Origin of the sequence: Acidovorax sp. DW039, assembly GCF_037101375.1 — a bacterium.
Classification (GTDB): domain Bacteria; phylum Pseudomonadota; class Gammaproteobacteria; order Burkholderiales; family Burkholderiaceae_C; genus Acidovorax.
In genome coordinates this window covers 3,762,273-3,779,290 of the sequence record NZ_AP029019.1, presented here as the reverse complement: position 1 = coordinate 3,779,290, position 17,018 = coordinate 3,762,273, and the positions used below count along the sequence as shown (strand labels likewise).

Sequence of the window (17,018 nt, the reverse complement as noted above, 5' to 3'; positions counted from 1 at the left end):
GGTGTTCAGGGATGTGAGGCGGCCACGAACGGAACGGCAGCACGGCCAACAGGGTGGTACTCCAGTCCGGCGGTGCGCATCGTATCGGGCTCAAACAGATTGCGTCCGTCAAACACCACCGGTTGCTTCAGTGTGGCAGCCATGTGGGCAAAGTCAGGGCTGCGGAATTCCTTCCACTCGGTGACGATGACCAGGGCATCCGCGCCCACCAGGGCTGCATCGGCCTGGGGTGCGTAGTACAGGTGGGGCCGTGGGCTCAGCACCGCTTGCGCTTGCAGCATGGCCTGCGGGTCATAGGCCACCACCTCGGCACCCCGCGCTAGCAGTTGCTCGATCACCGTCAGGCTCGGCGCCTCGCGCATGTCATCGGTGCCGGGCTTGAAGGCCAGGCCCCACAGCGCAAAGCGGCGGCCTTGCAAGTCGGGGCCAAAGCGGGCGACGATCTTGTCGATCAGCACCTGCTTTTGCCGCTGGTTCACCGCCTGCACGGCCTGCAGAATCTGCAGCGGCTGGCCCGCACTTTCGCCTGTCTGAATCAGGGCGCGTACATCTTTGGGAAAGCACGAGCCGCCGTAGCCGGTGCCCGCGTACAAAAAATGCGTGCCAATGCGCGGATCGGTGCCGATGCCGGTGCGCACCTGCTCAATGTCTGCCCCCAGCTTTTCAGCCAGCAGGGCCAGCTCGTTCATGAAACTGATGCGCGTGGCCAGCATGGCGTTGGCGGCGTATTTGGTGAACTCGGCACTGCGCACATCCATCTCGATCAGCCGCTCGCGGTTGCGCATGAAGGGGGCGTACAGCGTGCGCATCAGGGCGGTGGCGCGCTCGTTGTCGCTGCCCACGATCACGCGGTCGGGCCGCATGAAGTCCTGCACTGCAGAGCCTTCCTTGAGGAATTCGGGGTTGGACACGACGGCAAAGTCGGGCGGCAGCCCGCGGGCGGCCAGCTCCTGCGTTACTTCCTTCGCCACGGCATCTGCCGTGCCCACGGGCACCGTGCTTTTGTTGATGATGAGCTTGTAGCCCTGCATGCGCTCGGCCACGGCCCGTGCAGCGGCCAGCACATGCTGCAGGTCGGCCGATCCGTCCTCGCTGGGCGGTGTGCCCACGGCAATGAACTGCAGCAGGCCGTGCGCCACGGCGGTGTCGATGTCGGTGGTGAAGCGCAGGCGCCCGGCCTGGGCATTGCGCGCCACCACATCGCCCAGGCCGGGCTCGTGGATGGGCATCTCGCCCCGGTTCAGCGCGGCGATGCGCTGGGCGTCCAGATCGAGGCAGACCACCTGGTTGCCCATTTCTGCCAGGCAAGCGCCAGTGACCAGACCCACATAGCCGGTGCCGATAACGGTGATTTTCATGACGGTAAAGCGGTAGGCCCCGTACTGAGGGCTGGTTTCACCGCCCAGGTCAGGCGGTGGGTGCGCAAAAAGGGCAGCAGCGCGGCGCAAGGCGCAATCATGCCGCCGGGAAGGCGGCGCGCCACCGGCGGTGCCAGCGTGATGCGGTGCGAATGCAGTCGGGCCTGTGGGAACAGCCGCCGCACTTCGGCCAACGGCACGCCCTGCACATCGGGGTTACGCGGGTTGTTGACGACAAAGTCATACACCAGCACGCCGCCGCCGGGGGCCACCCACTGCCACATCTGCTGCGCAAGCGCGGTGCGGAAGGGGGCGTCGAGCAGCGAGCTGAACAGAGTGAACGCGAGCACGGCCTGCTGGCTGCCGGGGGCGATGGTGGCGCTGGCCGCATCGCCTGCGTGGATAGCCAGCGCGGCGGGCAAGGTGGCACGGGCCTGGGCGGCGCGTTCGGTCTGCAATTCCAGCCCTTGCAAGCGCTGGGGCTCTGCGCCCAGGCGCACCAGGTCGTGCAGGTTGCCGCCGCTGCCGCAGCCCACTTCGGTGATGTGCAGGCCCGCTAGGCTTTGCCAACCGTGCGTGCGCCACAGCTGCACCATGGCGCGCAGCCGTTCTTGCTGCGCCTGCAGAGCCGATGCGCTGGCGTACAGGCTGTAGTGCTGCGCGTCGGCTACCGCATTGCGCCGGGCGTAGCGGGCCTGCACGGCGGCGGGTTCGTGGGAGGGGTCGAGGCTCATGGGGAGGCGTGCAGCGGTTGGGAACAGGCTTATCGCGTGATGCGCGCAAACTGGGCCGAGGGCTCGCTGCCCCGCAGCACATCCCACAGGCCACGCCAGGTGCCCAGTCCGTAGGCGACGTGGTAGGCCGCAATCACCACCGGCAGGCGCGGCAAGGTGTTCCACTGGCCTGCAGCGCGGGCGGCCAACACCGAGGCTGCGCCCACATAGCCGCCATACGCTGCCAGCAGCGCTGCCAGTGGCCAAACACTCCAGGGGCTGATGGCAACAAAGCCCAGCAACGCGGCCACAAAGGCCGCTGGCACCAGCTGCCGCACCGAGCCTGGCTGGCCATGCTTTTGCATCACAAAGGGCCGCCAGTAGCCGTACTGCCGCTGCTGGGCAAACAGGTGGCGCAGCGAATCGCGGGGGCGGTAGCTCGACTGGATGCGCCCGCTTTGCCAGATGCGTGCACCGCCCAGGCGCAGCCGCAGGTTGTGCTCGTCGTCCTGGTTGCGCACCAGGGCTTCGTCAAAGCCGCCAAAGCGCTCCAGCGTGGCGCGGGGCCAGCAGCCCAGGTACACGGTGTCTACAGGGCCTTCGTAGGCTGTGTCGCGCGAAAGCGCCCCGCCCACCACCCATCGGCTCTGGAAGGCGGCAGCAATGGCACTACCCATGGCACCGCGCCCTTTGGCCACCCAGGGGCCGCCCACGTTGTCGGCCCCGGTGCGTTCCAGCGCCGCTAGGCACTGGGCTAGGTAGTCCGGCGCAAACTGGGTGTGCACATCCAGCCGTGCCACCACGCTGCCACGCGCCAGGCGCAGGCAGGCATTGAGCCCGGTGGAGACGATGCGGCCTGGGTTGTCCACCCAGCGCAGGCGCGGGTCGGCCGCGCAGCGCTGCTGCAGCCGCTCGCGCGTGCCGTCGTCGCTGCAACCGTCAGCCACCAGCACTTCCATCTGCCAGCCAGGGGGCAATTGCTGCTGCAAGGCGCTGTCGCAAAAAGCGTCGATGTGCGCGGCCTCGTTGCGGCAGGGCACGATGACGCTGAGCAGCTGGGGCTGGGCGGGCTGGGTGAACATGGTTGCTATATTTTATGTAGCTGCCAGCGCTTGATTGGATTGCGCTAGACGCCTATTTTCTTGTTAACTGGTGCCCGTGTGTGTCGCGGGGCGCTTCAACAGCCCACGGTACAGCGCATCCATGCGGTCCATTTGCACGGCGCGGTCGCCCTCTTGTTGAATGCGCTGGGCATTGTGCTGACCTGCCACATGCGCTGCGGCGTCGTCTTGCGCCAATACGGCCAGCTTCTGCGCCAAGGCGTGGCTGTCCTGTGCGGGTACCAGCCATTCTGCAGGCAACCATTGCGCGTTGGCCTGGAGCTGGGTGGCCACCACGGGCAGGCCGCAGGCCATGCTTTCGAGCACCGAGACCGAGGTGGCATCTTGCGTGGGCACCGACACCGACACTTTGCACCGCGCCAGCACGCGGGCCATGCCAGCGTCGTCGAGCCGTCCGTGAAAAGTCACTGCTCCGCTCAGGCCCAGGCGGGCGATTTGTTCGCGCAGGGCGGCCTCGAGGCTACCGCCGCCCAGCAAGTGCAGGTGCACGGGCAAAGCAGGTTGCTGCGCCCGCAGGTGCGCCACGGCCTCGATGATGGTGGCGATGTTGTAGTTGGGTTCCCACGAGCGCAGGCTCACGATTTCAAAGCCGGGTTTGTCTGGCCAGGGCGCAGGCGCAAAGCGCGCCAGGTCCACGCCCCAGTGGATGCAGTGCACCGCAGCGCGCGGGTGGTAGCTGTGCGCCGCATCGACCAAGCTTTGCGAATCGCCGGTGATGAGGTCTGCGCGGCGCAGCGTCCAGCCGGTGAGCCAGCGCATCCAGGGGTTGGCGAGCGGCGTCACCAGCAAGTCGCTGCCCCAGGCCGTCATCACCAGCGGGTAGCGGCCGCAACGTGCGCCCAGGTAGCCGTAGGACGTGGTGTAGTGCGCGTGCACGATGTCAGGAGCCAGCGCCTGCACGGCACGGCGTGTCTCGCCAGCGCGCAGCAGCCATTGGGCCGAGCGGCGCACCGGGTGCAGCACATGCTGCTCTACGCCATCGATGGGCGCAGGCCGCGCAGTGACCAGCGACACACGGTAGCCGCGCCCCTGCATCTCGCGCGCCCAGCGCTGGATGTGGGGGCTGGTGGCATCGCCCAGCAGGCACAGGTGGATGGGGGGCATGTCAGGCGTGATCAGAAGGTGGCATGGTTGTGGACGCGGGCGAGAGCGAGGTGGGCAGCGTGCCAGCCCATGCTGCGTAGTGCGCCTGCATGTCGGGGTATTGCGCCAGCAGGGCGGCGTCGCGCGTGCGCACGTCGCCCACTACACGGGCCGGTTGCCCGGCCACGATGGCAAAGTCTGGCACCTCGCCGCGCACTTGCGCGTAGGCGCACACCACCGCCCCCTTGCCGATGCGGCTGCCTGCTTCGATCAGGCTGTGCGGGCCCACAAAGGCGTAGGCACCGATGTGAACGGCCCCCTGCAGGTAGCCGGGGCGTACACCTGCAGTCCCCTCATGGGTCGCATAGCTGCGCCCCATGAGGCGTACGGCCCGGTGCGAGCTGTGGGTGACGATGCTCACAAAGTTGGTGATCTGCACGCCCTCGTCGATGCGCAGGCCGCCTGCCGCATCCAGAAAATTGAAGTGGCCGATGAATACATGGTCTGCCAGTTGCAGGCCCTCTTCACCCTCGATGCAGGTGCTGGGCGCGATGCGGGTGTGGGGCAGCGGGGTGCCCTGCGCGGTGCGCTCACCAAACACCATGCGGTAGAACAGCGCCTGCCACAGGCGGCGGCGCCAGCGGTTAAGCAAGGCTTTCATCGCGTCCTTCATGGGGGATGTCCTTCCAGGTAGCCAGGGCCCAAAAATAGTAGCCAAAGTACAGCAGCATGGAGGCCGAAATGCCCCAGGCTGCGCCCGTGAGGCCCCCCAGCGCCAACCCGCCCAGCAGCCCTGAAAAATAGGCCACCTGGCCTACCACGGCAAGGCGCAAGGCCCAGGCCTGGGCTTTCCATGCCAGCGTGGTCACCGCCAGGGGTGAAGCAATGAAATGCAGGGCAATGTAGGGGGCAAGGGCACGGGCCAGCTCCCCTGCTGCGCTCCATCGGGGGCCGAAGAACCATGCAAACAGATCAGGCCCCCAGAGCAAAAGCACCGCCGCCAAGGGCAGGGCCATGGCGGCCAAGGCCCGCATGCTGTGGTGAACAGCCTGGCGCGCTGCCTGCGCGTTGGGGGCTTGCACCAGGCGCGGGTACAGGGCCTGAGACAGGGCTCCGCCCAGCAGGCTGGCGGGTGCCTTCAGGTAGCGCAGTGACATGGCCCACAGCCCGGCAGCGGCATCGCCCGACCAAGCCGTGACGGCCAGCAGCGTCAAGGTGTCTTGCAACGCCCCCATGAAGGCATGCGGCGTGTTGAGCAGTGGAAAGTCGCGGTGCCGCAGTGCCATGTTGCGCAGCGTTTGCCTGGGTGTGTGCAGCAGCTTTTGCCAGCCGCCAACGGGTGCGGGGCGTGCCAGCAGCATGGCAGCCATCAGGCCTGCGGCCACAGCGCCTGCAAACAACCCGGCCATTCCCCCGACCCACCAGCCCAGCAGCAATTGCAGGACAGCACCGCCGCCGTACTGCACCAGCCGCGCGCCGGAGAGCAGGCCGAAGCGTTGTGCGCGGGTCGCCCACATCGTCAGCCACTGCGTGGCGGCCAGCGAGAGCACGGCCAGTGGCAGCAGCCCGTAGAGGCCAGCATGGTGGTGCCACGCCAGCGCGCCCCCTACACCCGCAGACAGCAATATGACTGCACCCAGCACCTGGGCACACAGCGCCATCAGGTGTGCGGCGTCAGGTTCGCTGCGCTCCAGCGGCAGGGCGTATTCGTAGCGTGCGCAGCCCACCACGGCGATATTGCTGGCCATGGCCCACAGCAGGGCAAACTGCCCAAAGGCTTCTGGCGGGTACGTGCGCGTGAGGGCAGGGCCCAGCACCAGCGGCAGGGCATGTGCGGCCACACTGCCGGTGAGCAGTGTGGCGGTGGCCTTGAACAGCCCGGTGGTCATGGCGCGGACGTCATGGGGGATGGGGCCTGTAGCGGCATCAAGTGGGCTGCCCGCCCATGTCCGGCTGGTAGCCGGGCACCAGCGTCTGAAGCAGGGGGCGTATGCGGTCCAGATCGTTGGCCTGGGCTGCCGCGTGCAGCTGGCCCAGCAGGTGGTGCAGGGTGGGCCAGTCAAACCGCTCTTCCTGCGCACGCAGGATGCGCGGGTGCGGGGTGGGCAGCGGGTTGTCACCGATCAGCAGCTCTTCGTAGAGCTTTTCGCCCGGACGCAGGCCAGTGAAGGTGATGGCAATGTCGCCACTGGGGTGCTCTGCGTCGCGTACGGTCAGGCCTGCCAGTGTCACCATGCGCTCTGCCAGCTCGCGGATGCGGATGGGCTCACCCATGTCGAGCACGAACACATCGCCCCCTTCGGCCATGGCACCGGCCTGCAGCACCAGCTGGGCGGCTTCAGCAATCGTCATGAAATAGCGGGTCACTTCCGGATGTGTGACGGTGATGGGGCCCCCGTGCGCAATCTGCTGGCGAAACAGCGGGATAACGCTGCCGCTGGAGCCCAGCACATTGCCAAAGCGCACCATCGAAAAACGGGTGGGGCTGCGCCAGGCGTGGGTTGGCTGTGTGGGTGAAGTGTCGAGTGCGCTTGTGATCTGCACTTCTTCACGGTTCGTGGTGAAAGGCAAAGGCAAAGGCAGTTGCGAGGCATGGGCCATGGCCTGCAACACCAGCTCGGCCACGCGTTTGCTGGCGCCCATCACATTGGTGGGGCGCACGGCCTTGTCGGTGGACACCAGCACAAAATCCTGCACGCCGTGCTGCATGGCGAGCTGCACCATGTGCAGGGTGCCAAAGACGTTGTTCAGGATGCCTTCCCCTGCATTGGCTTCCACCATGGGAACATGCTTGTAGGCTGCGGCATGGTAGATGGATGCGGGGCGGTGGGTACGGCACAGGTCTGCCATGCGCTGCAGGTGGTTGACGCTGGCGAGCAAGGGGGTCAGGCGGCACGCCACCACGCCCTGCTGCACAAGGGTCTGCAGCTCGTGGTGGATGCTGTAGAGCGCAAACTCGCTGTGGTCGACCAGCAGCAGCTCGGCCGCGCCCAGCTGTGCGAGCTGGCGGCACAGCTCGCTACCGATGCTGCCCCCGGCACCGGTCACCATCACCACCTTGCCTGCAATGTGTTGCTGCATGCGGGGCAGGTCTGGCTCTACCGTAGGGCGGCCCAGCAGGTCTTCAATGTCCAGGTCCTGAAAGTCTGTGACGGTGACCTTGCCGCTGGCCAGGTCGGTCAGGCCTGGCAGGGTGCGGATGCGCACTGGCAGGGAGCGCAGGCTTTCAATGATCTGCTGCCGCCTTTGTCGGGGCACGCTGGGCAGGGCCAGCAGCACGTCGGTAATGCCCAAGCGCTGGATGGTCGCGGCCAGGGTAGAGGGGGCGTACACACGCACCCCGTTGATGCTGCGGCCCACCTTGCTGGCGTCGTCATCTGCAAAGGCCAGCAACTGGTAGCTGCGTGCCGAGGCCAGGCCTGCGGCCGTTTGTGCGCCTGCCACGCCGGCACCGTAGATAAGCAACCGGTGCGTGGCGGCCCTGGGGCGGCCCGCCAGCCAAAGCCAGCCCAAGGCGCGGCTGGCACCCACCAGCAGCAGCAACAGCACCGGCTGCAAAATGCCCACGCTGCGCGGAATCCCCTCCCATTTGCCCATCAGCAAGATGAGTAGCAGCACTGCGCCATAGATGGCCACCGCCTTGCCTGTGGTGACCATGGCCTGCATGCCGGTATAGCGGAAGATGGCCCGGTACAGCCCCAGGTTCATCAGAATGGGAAACGCCAGCGCAGGGGCCAGCACATAGGCAATCCACTGGTTGCCCTCAGGCCAGTGCAGTGTGTCGAGCCGCAGGGTGAAGGCCAGCCACATGGCAAACAGGCCCATGCCTGCATCCAGTGCGGCCACAAAAAGGCGTTTGGTGGTGCGGTGCCAGCCAAGAATGCGCTGGGGCACGGTATGTCGGTCCTTGTCCGGCATGGTCACTCGGCGATGCCAGTGCGTTCGAGCACGTCTCCCACGAGCTCCAGCCGTACCAGGGGGTTGTCGAGTTCCATCAGGCGTTGTTTCAGCTCCAGTGGCACGGGCAGCAGTTCGCACCAGCGGTTGGCCACCCAGCCGCAGTTGTCCAGTTGCTCACGGGTGGGCAGGATGGACGTGGGGTTGAGCGCGTCGCGCGCGTGCAGGGTGTGCAGCACCTGCTGCAGCGCAGAGGCGGCTTTTTTCAGGTCTTCGGGCACGGGGATTGTCAGGTCGCGATCCAGCTGGTCCACGTCTGCCACCCACAAGCCGTGTACCAGATGATTGCTGCGTGTGATGCGAAAACGCTCGGTACCGCGGCATAGCAGGGTCATCAGACCGGGCTGGGCGGTCTCCAGCCGCTCGATCACTGCAAGCGTACCCACCTCGTTGAATTGCTCTTGCGCAGCCCCCGGCTTTCTCACTTCGCTTCCCTGGGTCAGGGAAACCACCCCGAAGGGCGCTCCGGTCTGATGGCATTTGCGCACCATGTCGAGGTAGCGCACCTCAAAGACGCGCAGCGCCAGATAGCCTTCGGGAAAGAGTACCGAAGCCAGGGGGAACAGGGGCAGCGAGGAGAGGGTAAGGGCTTGTGTCATGAAGGGGCTGAACCTTCAGCAGGTTCTCAGGCCGCTATCATCCCACGACGCTCCACCTCTCCGCACTACGCGATCGCTTTCTCTGCTCCACCCATGCTGTACCAGATTGTTACCTTGCTGCTCGATGTTGTCGGTGGTCTGCTCACCGGGGCCTGTCTTTTGCGGCTTTACATGCAGTGGCAGCGCGTGCCTTTTTCCAACCCCGTAGGGGCGCTGGTGTTTGCGTTGACGGACTGGTTCATCATGCCGCTGCGCCGCATCATTCCGCCCACCGGCCGGTGGGATGTGTCCAGCCTGGTGGGGGCGTTGCTGGTGCAGCAGGTGCAGTACGCGGTGCTGTGGCTCATCATCGGTGGCGCGATGACGGGAACGATGGTGCCTATCCTGGCTGCCTTTGGCCTGCTGCGGGTGGGCATCTCCGGGCTGATTGGCCTGTTGATCGTGCATGCCGTGCTCTCGTGGGTCCAGACCCGCTCCCCTTTGTCAGACGTGATCAGCCGCTTGTGCGCTCCTTTGCTGCGGCCTGTACAGCGCGTGGTGCCGCTGATGGGCGGACTGGATCTCTCTCCCCTGGTGCTGCTGGTGCTTTTGCAGATCGCCATGATCGTTCTGGGTCATCTGCAGGCCACCGTGCTGGCCAGCGTGGTGCGGTTCTGATAGCAGCCGCTTGCAGGATGAATAATTTCTACCCAAATAAGCTGCTAGCGCTTGAGGAATAAGCGCAGATAGCTATTTATTTGATAGCAGAAACACAAACGGGGCCTGAGGCCCCGTTTGTGTTTCTGCGTCACGCCGCGATTACATCACCGCATCCGCAGGCAGGCGCTGCAACATGGCCAGGCTGCTCGCCACAGTGTTGCGCAACTCGCGGCGGTCGCAGATCAGGTCGACGGCCCCCTTGGTTTGCAGGAACTCGGCGCGCTGGAAGCCTTCGGGCAACGTCACGCGCACGGTGGATTCGATCACGCGGGGGCCAGCAAAGCCGATCAGGGCCTTGGGCTCGGCAATCACGATGTCGCCCACAAAGGCAAAACCTGCGCTCACGCCACCCATGGTCGGATCGGTCAGCACGCTGATGTAGGGCAGGCCCTTCTTGGCCAGGCGGGTCAGCGCCGCATTGGTCTTGGCCATCTGCATGAGCGACAGCAGGCCTTCCTGCATGCGCGCGCCGCCAGTGGCAGTGAAGCAGATGAAAGGCACTTTCTGCTCAATGGCGGTTTCCACGCCACGCACAAAGCGCTCGCCCACCACGGAGCCCATGGAGCCGCCCATGAAGTCGAACTCGAAGCAGGCGGCCACCACATTGATGCTCTTGACGGCACCGCCCATCACGATGAGCGCATCGGTCTCGCCCGTGTTTTCCAGCGCTTCCTTCAGGCGCTCGGGGTACTTGCGGCTGTCCTTGAACTTGAGAGCATCCACCGGCAGCACTTCCTGGCCAATTTCGTAGCGGCCTTCCGCGTCCAGGAAAGCGTCCAAACGCGCACGGGCACCAATGCGGTGGTGGTGGCTGCAATGGGGGCAAACGTTCTGGTTTTGCTCCAGGTCCGCCTTGTAGAGCACCGTTTCGCAGCTCGGGCATTTGATCCACAGCCCTTCGGGCACCTGGCGGCGCTCGGTGGGGTCGGTTTGCTGGATCTTGGAAGGCAGAAGTTTTTCGAGCCAGGACATGGTGTTTTCCTCTCTAAGAATGGACCAGCAGCAGCACGGCCTTGATGGAGCACGCTGACCAATATCAGTGCTCCCGCGCCAGGGCCGTCCCGCCGCGCTGGGAGCGTCCTCCTTCCCGTGCGAAGCAAGAGAGAAGGGGGAAGCGGCAAAGCCGCTCAGGGGATGCCCCTATTTTATGCGTCGAGCGCCTTACGCACCCCGCGCAGGAAGTCCACCGTGAGGGGGACCACCTTGGCGTGCTCCTGATCCTCAATGATCTGGATGATGCGGCTGCCGATCACCACCGCGTCGGCCACCTTGCCAATGGCTTGTGCCGTTGCGGCATCGCGGATGCCGAAACCCACGCCGACGGGAATATGAACATGCTGGCGGATGCGTGGCAGCATCTGCTCCACAGCGCTGGTGTCCAGTGCCCCGGAGCCCGTCACGCCTTTGAGCGACACGTAATACACATACCCGCTGGCCACGCGGGCCACCTGGGCCATACGCTCATCGGTACTGGTGGGGGCCAGCAGGAAGATCAGGTCCATGCCCTGTTCGCGCAGGCTGGCCGCAAAGGCCTCGCACTCCTCAGGCGGGTAGTCCACGATGAGCACGCCGTCCACACCTGCCTCAGCCGCGTCCCGCACAAAGGCGCCGCTGCCGTGCTTTTGGTCGTAGCGTTCCACGGGGTTGGCATACCCCATCAACACCACGGGGGTGGTGCTGTTGCGCTTGCGAAATTCGCGCACGTAGTCCAGCACTTGCACCATGCCCACGCCTAGGCTTAGGGCCTTTTCTCCGGCCTTCTGGATGACGGGGCCATCGGCCATGGGATCGGAAAACGGCACGCCCAGCTCGATCACATCCGCTCCCGCTTCCACCATGCCGTGCATGAGGGCCGGAGTGATGTCTGCGAACGGGAAGCCTGCTGTCACATAGGGAATCAGCGCCTTACGGCCCTGCGCCTTGAGAGCGGAGAACGTTGCTTCGATGCGGCTCATTTGACCACCTTGATGGGTTGCTCGCCGCCCTTGACGGACTGCCCCTGGCAGCTGGGGCGGCAGTAGAAGTCGGCGCCACTGAGGTCGGCCACTGTGCCAATGTCCTTGTCGCCACGGCCGGACAGGTTGACCAGCACCGATTGATCGGGGCGCATGGTCTTGGCCAGCTTCATGGCGTAGGCCACGGCGTGGCTGGATTCCAGCGCGGGGATGATGCCCTCGGTGCGGCACAGGTAGTGGAAGGCGTCCAGCGCCTCCTTATCGGTGATGCCGACATATTCGGCACGGCCAATCTCCTGCAGCCAGGCGTGCTCTGGGCCCACGCCGGGGTAGTCCAGGCCCGCGCTGATGCTGTGGGTTTCGGTGATCTGGCCGTTGTCATCCTGCAGGATGAACGTGCGATTGCCATGCAGTACGCCAGCGCTGCCCTTTTGCAGCGATGCCGAGTGTTTGCCCGACTCCAGGCCTTCGCCCGCAGCCTCCACGCCGATGAGGCGTGTTTTCTCGAACGGGATGTAGGGGTGGAAGATGCCCATGGCATTGCTGCCGCCGCCCACGCAGGCGATCACGGCGTCAGGCTGCTGGCCCAGCACCTTTTGCTCGGCGAGCATGGCAGGCATCTGCTCAATGCATTCCTTGCCGATCACGCTCTGGAAGTCGCGCACCATCATGGGGTAGGGATGCGGGCCCGCCACCGTGCCGATGATGTAGAAAGTGTTGTCCACATTCGCCACCCAGTCGCGCATGGCGTCGTTCAGGGCGTCCTTCAGGGTCTTGCTGCCGGACTCGACGGGCACCACCGTGGCGCCCAGGAGCTTCATGCGGTACACGTTGGGGCTCTGGCGCTTCACGTCTTCAGCACCCATGTACACCACGCACTCCAGGCCATAACGTGCGCAGATGGTGGCTGTGGCCACGCCGTGCTGGCCTGCGCCGGTTTCAGCAATCACACGGGGCTTGCCCATGCGCTTGGCCAACATGGCCTGGCCGATCACGTTGTTGATCTTGTGCGCGCCGGTGTGGTTCAGGTCTTCGCGCTTGAGGAAGATCTGTGCGCCGCCCACTTCGCGGCTCGTGCGCGCTGCGTGGTAAATGGGCGATGGGCGGCCGACGAAGTGCTTGAGTTCGTACTGGAATTCCGCCAGAAACTCAGGATCGTTCTGGTAGCGGGCGTAGGCCTCGCGCAGTTCCTGGATGGCGTGGGTCAGGGTTTCGCTGACAAAACTGCCTCCATAGGGGCCAAAGTGCCCGGAGGCGTCAGGTTGCTGATAGGAGCTCATGGGGATTCTTTGCAAGTTGTGCATCGGCCGCACGCACGGCGGCTACGAAGCGTTGAATTTTTTCGGCGTCCTTGATGCCCTTGATGGGCTTGCCATCAGGGCCATCGGCTTCAACGCCAGAGCTGACATCCACCGCCAGCGAGAGTCCTCGCGGGCGGACTTGCAAAATGCCATCGGTCACGTTTGCAGGCGTGAGTCCACCAGACAAAACGAGGTGAGAGCTGACGCTTGGTGGAAGGAGTGACCAATTGAATGCCTTGCCGCCGCCGCCATAGCCGTCGACATGCGCGTCGAGCAGGATGGCTTGGGCGTGTGAAAAATCGTGAGCGTATTTTACGAGATCAAAACTTTCAGCACCGTCCCCTAGGGGTATGCGCGCAGCCCGCAGAAAGGGGCGTGCCCCGCCAGCCGTCCCTTCCAGGCAATCCTGAGGTGTTTCATCACCATGAAATTGCACGATAGCACCCTTCACCAAAGCGCTGGCAGCTATTATTTTAGGAGCGACTTCGTTCACAAAAAGCAGCACGGGTGTGACGAAGGGCGGAAGCCGCTGCGCCAGCTGTGCTGCACGTTCGGGCGTTACGGCGCGCGGGCTGGGGGCGTAGAGCACAAAGCCTATGGCGTCAGCGCCTGCCTGAACGGCCGCGTCCACATCCTGCTCGCGCGTCAGGCCGCAGATCTTGATGCGGGTGCGGGTGGAAGCTGGGCTGGTGGCGTGGGCGAAAGTGGGCTCGGTGCGGTTGAAAGGCGTGGATGGCGTCATGGTATCCAGTCAAACGGTGGGGTGCGCGCTGGCAAATTCCAGGCAGCATCGTAGACCGGACCCAGAAAGTACAAACCGTCAGGCGAGAAAGTGGGCGCAGCAGCATCACGTGAACGGGCTTGCAGCACATGCAACATCCATTCAGGCGGCTGTTTGCCGGTGCCGATCGTGATGAGGCAGCCCATGATGTTCCTGATCATGTGGTGCAGGAAGGCATTGGCCTGGAATTCAAAACGCCAGTAGCAAGGACTCCAGTCTAGATCGCCTGTGGGCTCAGATGGAACCGAGTGTCTGATTTCGATGCGCTCTACCGTCTTGATCGGGGTGTGAGCCTGGCAAGCCGCAGCACGGAACGAGGTGAAGTCATGCTCCCCCAGCAGGAAGGCCGCGCCTTCACGCATGGCGTGGGCATTCAGAGGCTGGTGTACCCACCCCACGCGGCCCGCATCAATGCTGGGGCGCACCGGGGACTGCAGCAGAACGTATGCGTAGCGGCGTGCCGTGGCGCTGGCCCGTGCATGAAAAGTGTCGGGCACATGGCGTGCCCACTGTACAGCGATGTCCGGAGGCAAAAAGGTGTTGGTCCCGCGCACCCAGGAGGCATCTGCACGGCGCAGGGGGGTGTCAAAGTGCACCACCTGCATCAGCCCATGCACACCGCTGTCGGTGCGGCCAGCGCACAGGGTGCTGACCTCATGCGTAGCAAAGCGGCCCAGGGCCGCTTCAAGCTTGTCTTGCACTGTGTCGCCAGAGGGCTGGCTTTGCCAGCCTTTGTAAGCCTGGCCGTTGTAACTGACCCCAAGCGCTACCCGTACCTTGGCGGGTTCGGAGAGCGCAGGGGTGTTCAGATCATTCGATGGCAGCGATTCCTGCATCAGCCCAGTTCAGCAAGCAGACGCTGGGCTCGTGTCTTCAGCGGGCCCGTTGCTTCTGCCACCACTTCTTCGATCAGGGTACGTGCGCCGTCCGTGTCACCGATGGCGTTGAACTCCTCTGCCAGTGCCAGCTTGGTGGCCAGAGGGTCATCGTTGGCTGGCTCGCCTTCATCTTCCTCTTCCACAGGGACCGATGCTGTGGAGATTTCTTCCACGGCAGGGGGCATGCTGGGGGTAAGAGGGGCAGGTGCAGACAGGTCCAGAGACAGGTCGCCGAGATCAAACTCCAGCGTCTCAGGCTCGGGCGCTTTGGAGCCTGCCAGCGGCGTCAGGCCAGAAGGCAGCATGCTCAGCTCTTCAGGCTGTGTGGGAATGTCCAGCGTGGGAGCTGGTTCCGAAATCGGCGCGCGTGCCGTGACGGGCTCATCGTCATCAGGCAGGCTGGGCAGATCCAAGCCGGAAGCTGCTGCAGCCGCAGCAAACCCGCCGGCCGCAGGAGCTTCTGTCAGCGCGTCCGTGGGCAGATCCAGATCCAGGTCGAGGTCCAGATCCGAAGGCAGCGCAGCACCAGGAGCGCCAGGCATCGTGGATGCAAAGCCCGCTGCAGGCACGGCAGGAGCCGCGTCTGCAGCACTGCCGGGACGGCCGCCAGGCTGGTACAGCGGATTTTCTGGGTCCAGCGTGCGACCCAGATCGGCGATACGCGCCCAGTCGGGGCCTTCGCCCTGTGTGAGCTTGAACACGTCACCTGCCACCGCTTCCAAGGCTTTGCGATCCTGGCGCTTGGCGTAGATCTCGCCCAGCTTCACATGCACGGAGACGCGTGCAGGGTTGTGGCGGATGGCTTCCTTCAGAATTTCTTCGGCTTGCAGGTCACGCCCGTAAGCGAGGTACACGTCGGCTTCCGCAACGGGGTCCACATCGCCGCCAGCATCCAGCTGACTGGGCGAATAGGCCATGGACGAGCCGCCTGTGGTCATCTCACTGTTGGCAGTGTCGATACGCTGACCGCCGCTGGCACCAAAGAAAGAGTCGGGCTGAATGCGGCTTTCGAGGAACGAGCTGTCTACCCCTCCCGCATTGCGGCGGCGCTGCACCACGCGGTACACGCCGTAACCCGCCAGCAATGCGAGCACGCCGCCACCGGCCAGAGGGATCAGTGGGTCGTCAAACAGGCCGGAGAAGAAGCTGGGCTCTTCCGCAGGTGGAGGAACCGGTGCTGGCTTGGGAGCCGGTGCGGGCGCCGATGCCACGGGAGCGGGTGCAGAGGCCGCATCAGACGCTGCCGAAGCTGCTTCCACGGGCAGGCTGGCTGCTTCTGCAGGAGCTGCCGGGGCGGACGCTGGGGCTTCAGGTGCAGTAGGTGTGGCAGGAACGCCTGGAGCTTCTACCTTGACCGGTGCCGGAGCACTGGCGGCGGCTGCCGGGGCAGGAGACGCTGCAGCGGCAGAAGCTGCACCCACCTTGTTCAGGTCGCTAATGTTCTTGGACAGCTCTGCCATGCGGGCGTTGGCCTCGTTGGCTTGCTTGTCCTTGGCCAACTGGTCTTCGGCTGCCTTTTGACCCTTGATGGAGCCCTTGGACAATGTCAGCTTGTCGGGTGCAGCCGTGGCGGGCTTGCGGTCTTCCACCTGAGCCTGCACCTTGCCACTGGCAGAGCGCTCTGCCGAAGCGACCGTGGCATTGGGTGCGGTGTCGGCCAGCTTGCGGCGGAAGGTGTTGAAGTCACGGCTCTGGGCGGCCAGAATCTGGCGCGCTTCGCTGGTCGGGACCGACTTTGCGGCACCTTCGTCGGGAATCTGCAGGACGGCACCCGCGCGAATGCGGTTGACATTGCCCTGGATGAAGGCGTCCGGGTTGGCGCGCATCATGGCTACCAGCATCTGATCCAGCGAGACGTCTGCAGGGCGATGTGCGTTGGCAATACGGCCTGCTGTGTCGCCGGGTTTGACGGTGACACCGTCCGCCGGGGCGGGGCGTGGTGCCGCAGCCGGAGCAGGACGTGGCGCAGCGGCAGGTGCTGCCGCTGCAGAAGGCGTGGTGGTGCGAGGCGCTGCTGCAGGGGCAGATGCCTGTGCCGTGACTTGGGGAGATGCCGTGACCGTAGGCGCTGCGCGGCGCAGTGCTGGCGGGTCGAACAGCATGGTGTAGCTGCGCACGATCTTGCCGCTGCCCCATGTGGCGTCCAGTACCAGATCCACAAACGGCTCGTTGACAGGGCGGTCGCTGGTGACGCGCAGCACGGCGCTGCCGTCAGCGCGGCGTTGCAGTTGCACCTGCAGGGCGTTCATCAGCGGAGTGAACTCCATGCCCTGGGAACGGAACACCTCGGGCGAGGCGGTGGATGTACGCAGGGTATCGGCTTCTGCGGGGGTGATCTGGGGGACTTCGATCTCTGCACGCAGAGGCTCACCCAGAGCGGATTGCACCGTGATGCGGCCCAAGGCCAAAGCCGAAGCGTCGCTGGCATAAAAACCGGCAGAGACTACGGCCGCGGCCGCTAGAGCTGAAAATTTCCAACGATGCATGTTTGCCATCAACTGATTAGGTTTTGCGGCTCGGTCGAGCGGTGCTGTTTTTCTCATGATCTGGTTCCCGCCCCGGCGCGTGAAAAT

Annotated in this window: 15 protein-coding genes; 1 reads left to right on the top strand and 14 read right to left on the bottom strand. The window is 64.9% G+C overall.

Features of this window, described 5'->3' with window-relative positions:
* Window positions 1–5: 5 nt before the first annotated feature.
* The 8 genes from AACH87_RS16920 to AACH87_RS16885 all read right to left on the bottom strand — a co-directional run bounded on the left by AACH87_RS16920 (window position 6) and on the right by AACH87_RS16885 (window position 8,831).
* Window positions 6–1,358: a UDP-glucose/GDP-mannose dehydrogenase family protein gene (locus AACH87_RS16920; RefSeq protein ID WP_338795667.1), complete on the bottom strand. Its 1,353-nt coding sequence runs from the start codon at window positions 1,356–1,358 to the stop codon at window positions 6–8.
* Window positions 1,355–2,092, bottom strand: a complete 738-nt coding sequence (locus tag AACH87_RS16915; RefSeq protein ID WP_338795666.1) for a class I SAM-dependent methyltransferase — start codon at window positions 2,090–2,092, stop codon at window positions 1,355–1,357. The genes AACH87_RS16920 and AACH87_RS16915 overlap by 4 nt, the downstream gene beginning before the upstream one ends.
* A 29-nt stretch (window positions 2,093–2,121) precedes the next feature.
* Window positions 2,122–3,153 (bottom strand): glycosyltransferase family 2 protein, encoded by a 1,032-nt coding sequence (locus AACH87_RS16910; RefSeq protein ID WP_338795665.1) that lies wholly within the window; start codon window positions 3,151–3,153, stop codon window positions 2,122–2,124.
* 63 nt (window positions 3,154–3,216) lie between these two features.
* Window positions 3,217–4,296: a glycosyltransferase gene (locus AACH87_RS16905; protein WP_338795663.1), complete on the bottom strand. Its 1,080-nt coding sequence runs from the start codon at window positions 4,294–4,296 to the stop codon at window positions 3,217–3,219.
* Window position 4,297: 1 nt separating this feature from the next.
* The gene (locus AACH87_RS16900) at window positions 4,298–4,936 is read right to left on the bottom strand and encodes an acyltransferase (RefSeq protein ID WP_338799002.1); all 639 of its coding nucleotides are present in this window, start codon (window positions 4,934–4,936) and stop codon (window positions 4,298–4,300) included.
* The gene (locus AACH87_RS16895) at window positions 4,920–6,164 is read right to left on the bottom strand and encodes an oligosaccharide flippase family protein (RefSeq protein WP_338795662.1); all 1,245 of its coding nucleotides are present in this window, start codon (window positions 6,162–6,164) and stop codon (window positions 4,920–4,922) included. Before AACH87_RS16895 ends, AACH87_RS16900 begins: the two co-directional genes overlap by 17 nt.
* 37 nt (window positions 6,165–6,201) lie before the next feature.
* Window positions 6,202–8,169 (bottom strand): nucleoside-diphosphate sugar epimerase/dehydratase, encoded by a 1,968-nt coding sequence (locus tag AACH87_RS16890; RefSeq protein ID WP_338799000.1) that lies wholly within the window; start codon window positions 8,167–8,169, stop codon window positions 6,202–6,204.
* A gap of 26 nt (window positions 8,170–8,195) precedes the next feature.
* Window positions 8,196–8,831: an LON peptidase substrate-binding domain-containing protein gene (locus tag AACH87_RS16885; protein ID WP_338795661.1), complete on the bottom strand. Its 636-nt coding sequence runs from the start codon at window positions 8,829–8,831 to the stop codon at window positions 8,196–8,198.
* A gap of 93 nt (window positions 8,832–8,924) precedes the next feature.
* Here AACH87_RS16885 and AACH87_RS16880 point away from each other — a divergent pair, with 93 nt between their 5' ends.
* Window positions 8,925–9,488, top strand: coding sequence for a YggT family protein (locus tag AACH87_RS16880; protein ID WP_338795660.1), 564 nt, complete (start codon window positions 8,925–8,927; stop codon window positions 9,486–9,488).
* 141 nt (window positions 9,489–9,629) lie between these two features.
* Here the strand turns inward: AACH87_RS16880 and accD are convergent, their stop codons facing one another.
* From accD to AACH87_RS16850, 6 genes are all read right to left on the bottom strand, one after another.
* A complete protein-coding gene (gene accD, locus AACH87_RS16875; RefSeq protein WP_338795659.1) occupies window positions 9,630–10,502 on the bottom strand; it encodes an acetyl-CoA carboxylase, carboxyltransferase subunit beta in 873 nt (290 codons plus the stop codon).
* A gap of 173 nt (window positions 10,503–10,675) precedes the next feature.
* Entirely contained in the window at window positions 10,676–11,485 is an 810-nt protein-coding gene (gene trpA, locus AACH87_RS16870) for a tryptophan synthase subunit alpha (RefSeq protein ID WP_338795658.1), read from the bottom strand.
* Window positions 11,482–12,765: a tryptophan synthase subunit beta gene (gene trpB / locus AACH87_RS16865; protein ID WP_338795657.1), complete on the bottom strand. Its 1,284-nt coding sequence runs from the start codon at window positions 12,763–12,765 to the stop codon at window positions 11,482–11,484. The genes trpA and trpB overlap by 4 nt, the downstream gene beginning before the upstream one ends.
* Window positions 12,743–13,528, bottom strand: a complete 786-nt coding sequence (locus AACH87_RS16860) for a phosphoribosylanthranilate isomerase (protein ID WP_338795656.1) — start codon at window positions 13,526–13,528, stop codon at window positions 12,743–12,745. Before AACH87_RS16860 ends, trpB begins: the two co-directional genes overlap by 23 nt.
* Complete coding sequence (gene truA, locus AACH87_RS16855) at window positions 13,525–14,403, bottom strand: tRNA pseudouridine(38-40) synthase TruA (RefSeq protein ID WP_338795654.1); 879 nt, start codon at window positions 14,401–14,403, stop codon at window positions 13,525–13,527. Before truA ends, AACH87_RS16860 begins: the two co-directional genes overlap by 4 nt.
* On the bottom strand, window positions 14,403–16,931 hold the full coding sequence (locus tag AACH87_RS16850; protein ID WP_338795653.1) for a FimV/HubP family polar landmark protein: 2,529 nt from the start codon (window positions 16,929–16,931) through the stop codon (window positions 14,403–14,405). The genes truA and AACH87_RS16850 overlap by 1 nt, the downstream gene beginning before the upstream one ends.
* Window positions 16,932–17,018: the final 87 nt, after the last annotated feature.

Coding starts and splice junctions, on each gene's coding strand:
- AACH87_RS16920 (WP_338795667.1), bottom strand. CDS start 1,358: ATGAAAATCACCGTTATCGGCACCGGCTATGTGGGTCTGGTCACTGGC.
- AACH87_RS16915 (WP_338795666.1), bottom strand. CDS start 2,092: ATGAGCCTCGACCCCTCCCACGAACCCGCCGCCGTGCAGGCCCGCTAC.
- AACH87_RS16910 (WP_338795665.1), bottom strand. CDS start 3,153: ATGTTCACCCAGCCCGCCCAGCCCCAGCTGCTCAGCGTCATCGTGCCC.
- AACH87_RS16905 (WP_338795663.1), bottom strand. CDS start 4,296: ATGCCCCCCATCCACCTGTGCCTGCTGGGCGATGCCACCAGCCCCCAC.
- AACH87_RS16900 (WP_338799002.1), bottom strand. CDS start 4,936: ATGAAAGCCTTGCTTAACCGCTGGCGCCGCCGCCTGTGGCAGGCGCTG.
- AACH87_RS16895 (WP_338795662.1), bottom strand. CDS start 6,164: ATGACCACCGGGCTGTTCAAGGCCACCGCCACACTGCTCACCGGCAGT.
- AACH87_RS16885 (WP_338795661.1), bottom strand. CDS start 8,831: ATGACACAAGCCCTTACCCTCTCCTCGCTGCCCCTGTTCCCCCTGGCT.
- AACH87_RS16880 (WP_338795660.1), top strand. CDS start 8,925: ATGCTGTACCAGATTGTTACCTTGCTGCTCGATGTTGTCGGTGGTCTG.
- accD (WP_338795659.1), bottom strand. CDS start 10,502: ATGTCCTGGCTCGAAAAACTTCTGCCTTCCAAGATCCAGCAAACCGAC.
- trpA (WP_338795658.1), bottom strand. CDS start 11,485: ATGAGCCGCATCGAAGCAACGTTCTCCGCTCTCAAGGCGCAGGGCCGT.
- trpB (WP_338795657.1), bottom strand. CDS start 12,765: ATGAGCTCCTATCAGCAACCTGACGCCTCCGGGCACTTTGGCCCCTAT.
- AACH87_RS16860 (WP_338795656.1), bottom strand. CDS start 13,528: ATGACGCCATCCACGCCTTTCAACCGCACCGAGCCCACTTTCGCCCAC.
- truA (WP_338795654.1), bottom strand. CDS start 14,403: ATGCAGGAATCGCTGCCATCGAATGATCTGAACACCCCTGCGCTCTCC.
- AACH87_RS16850 (WP_338795653.1), bottom strand. CDS start 16,931: ATGCATCGTTGGAAATTTTCAGCTCTAGCGGCCGCGGCCGTAGTCTCT.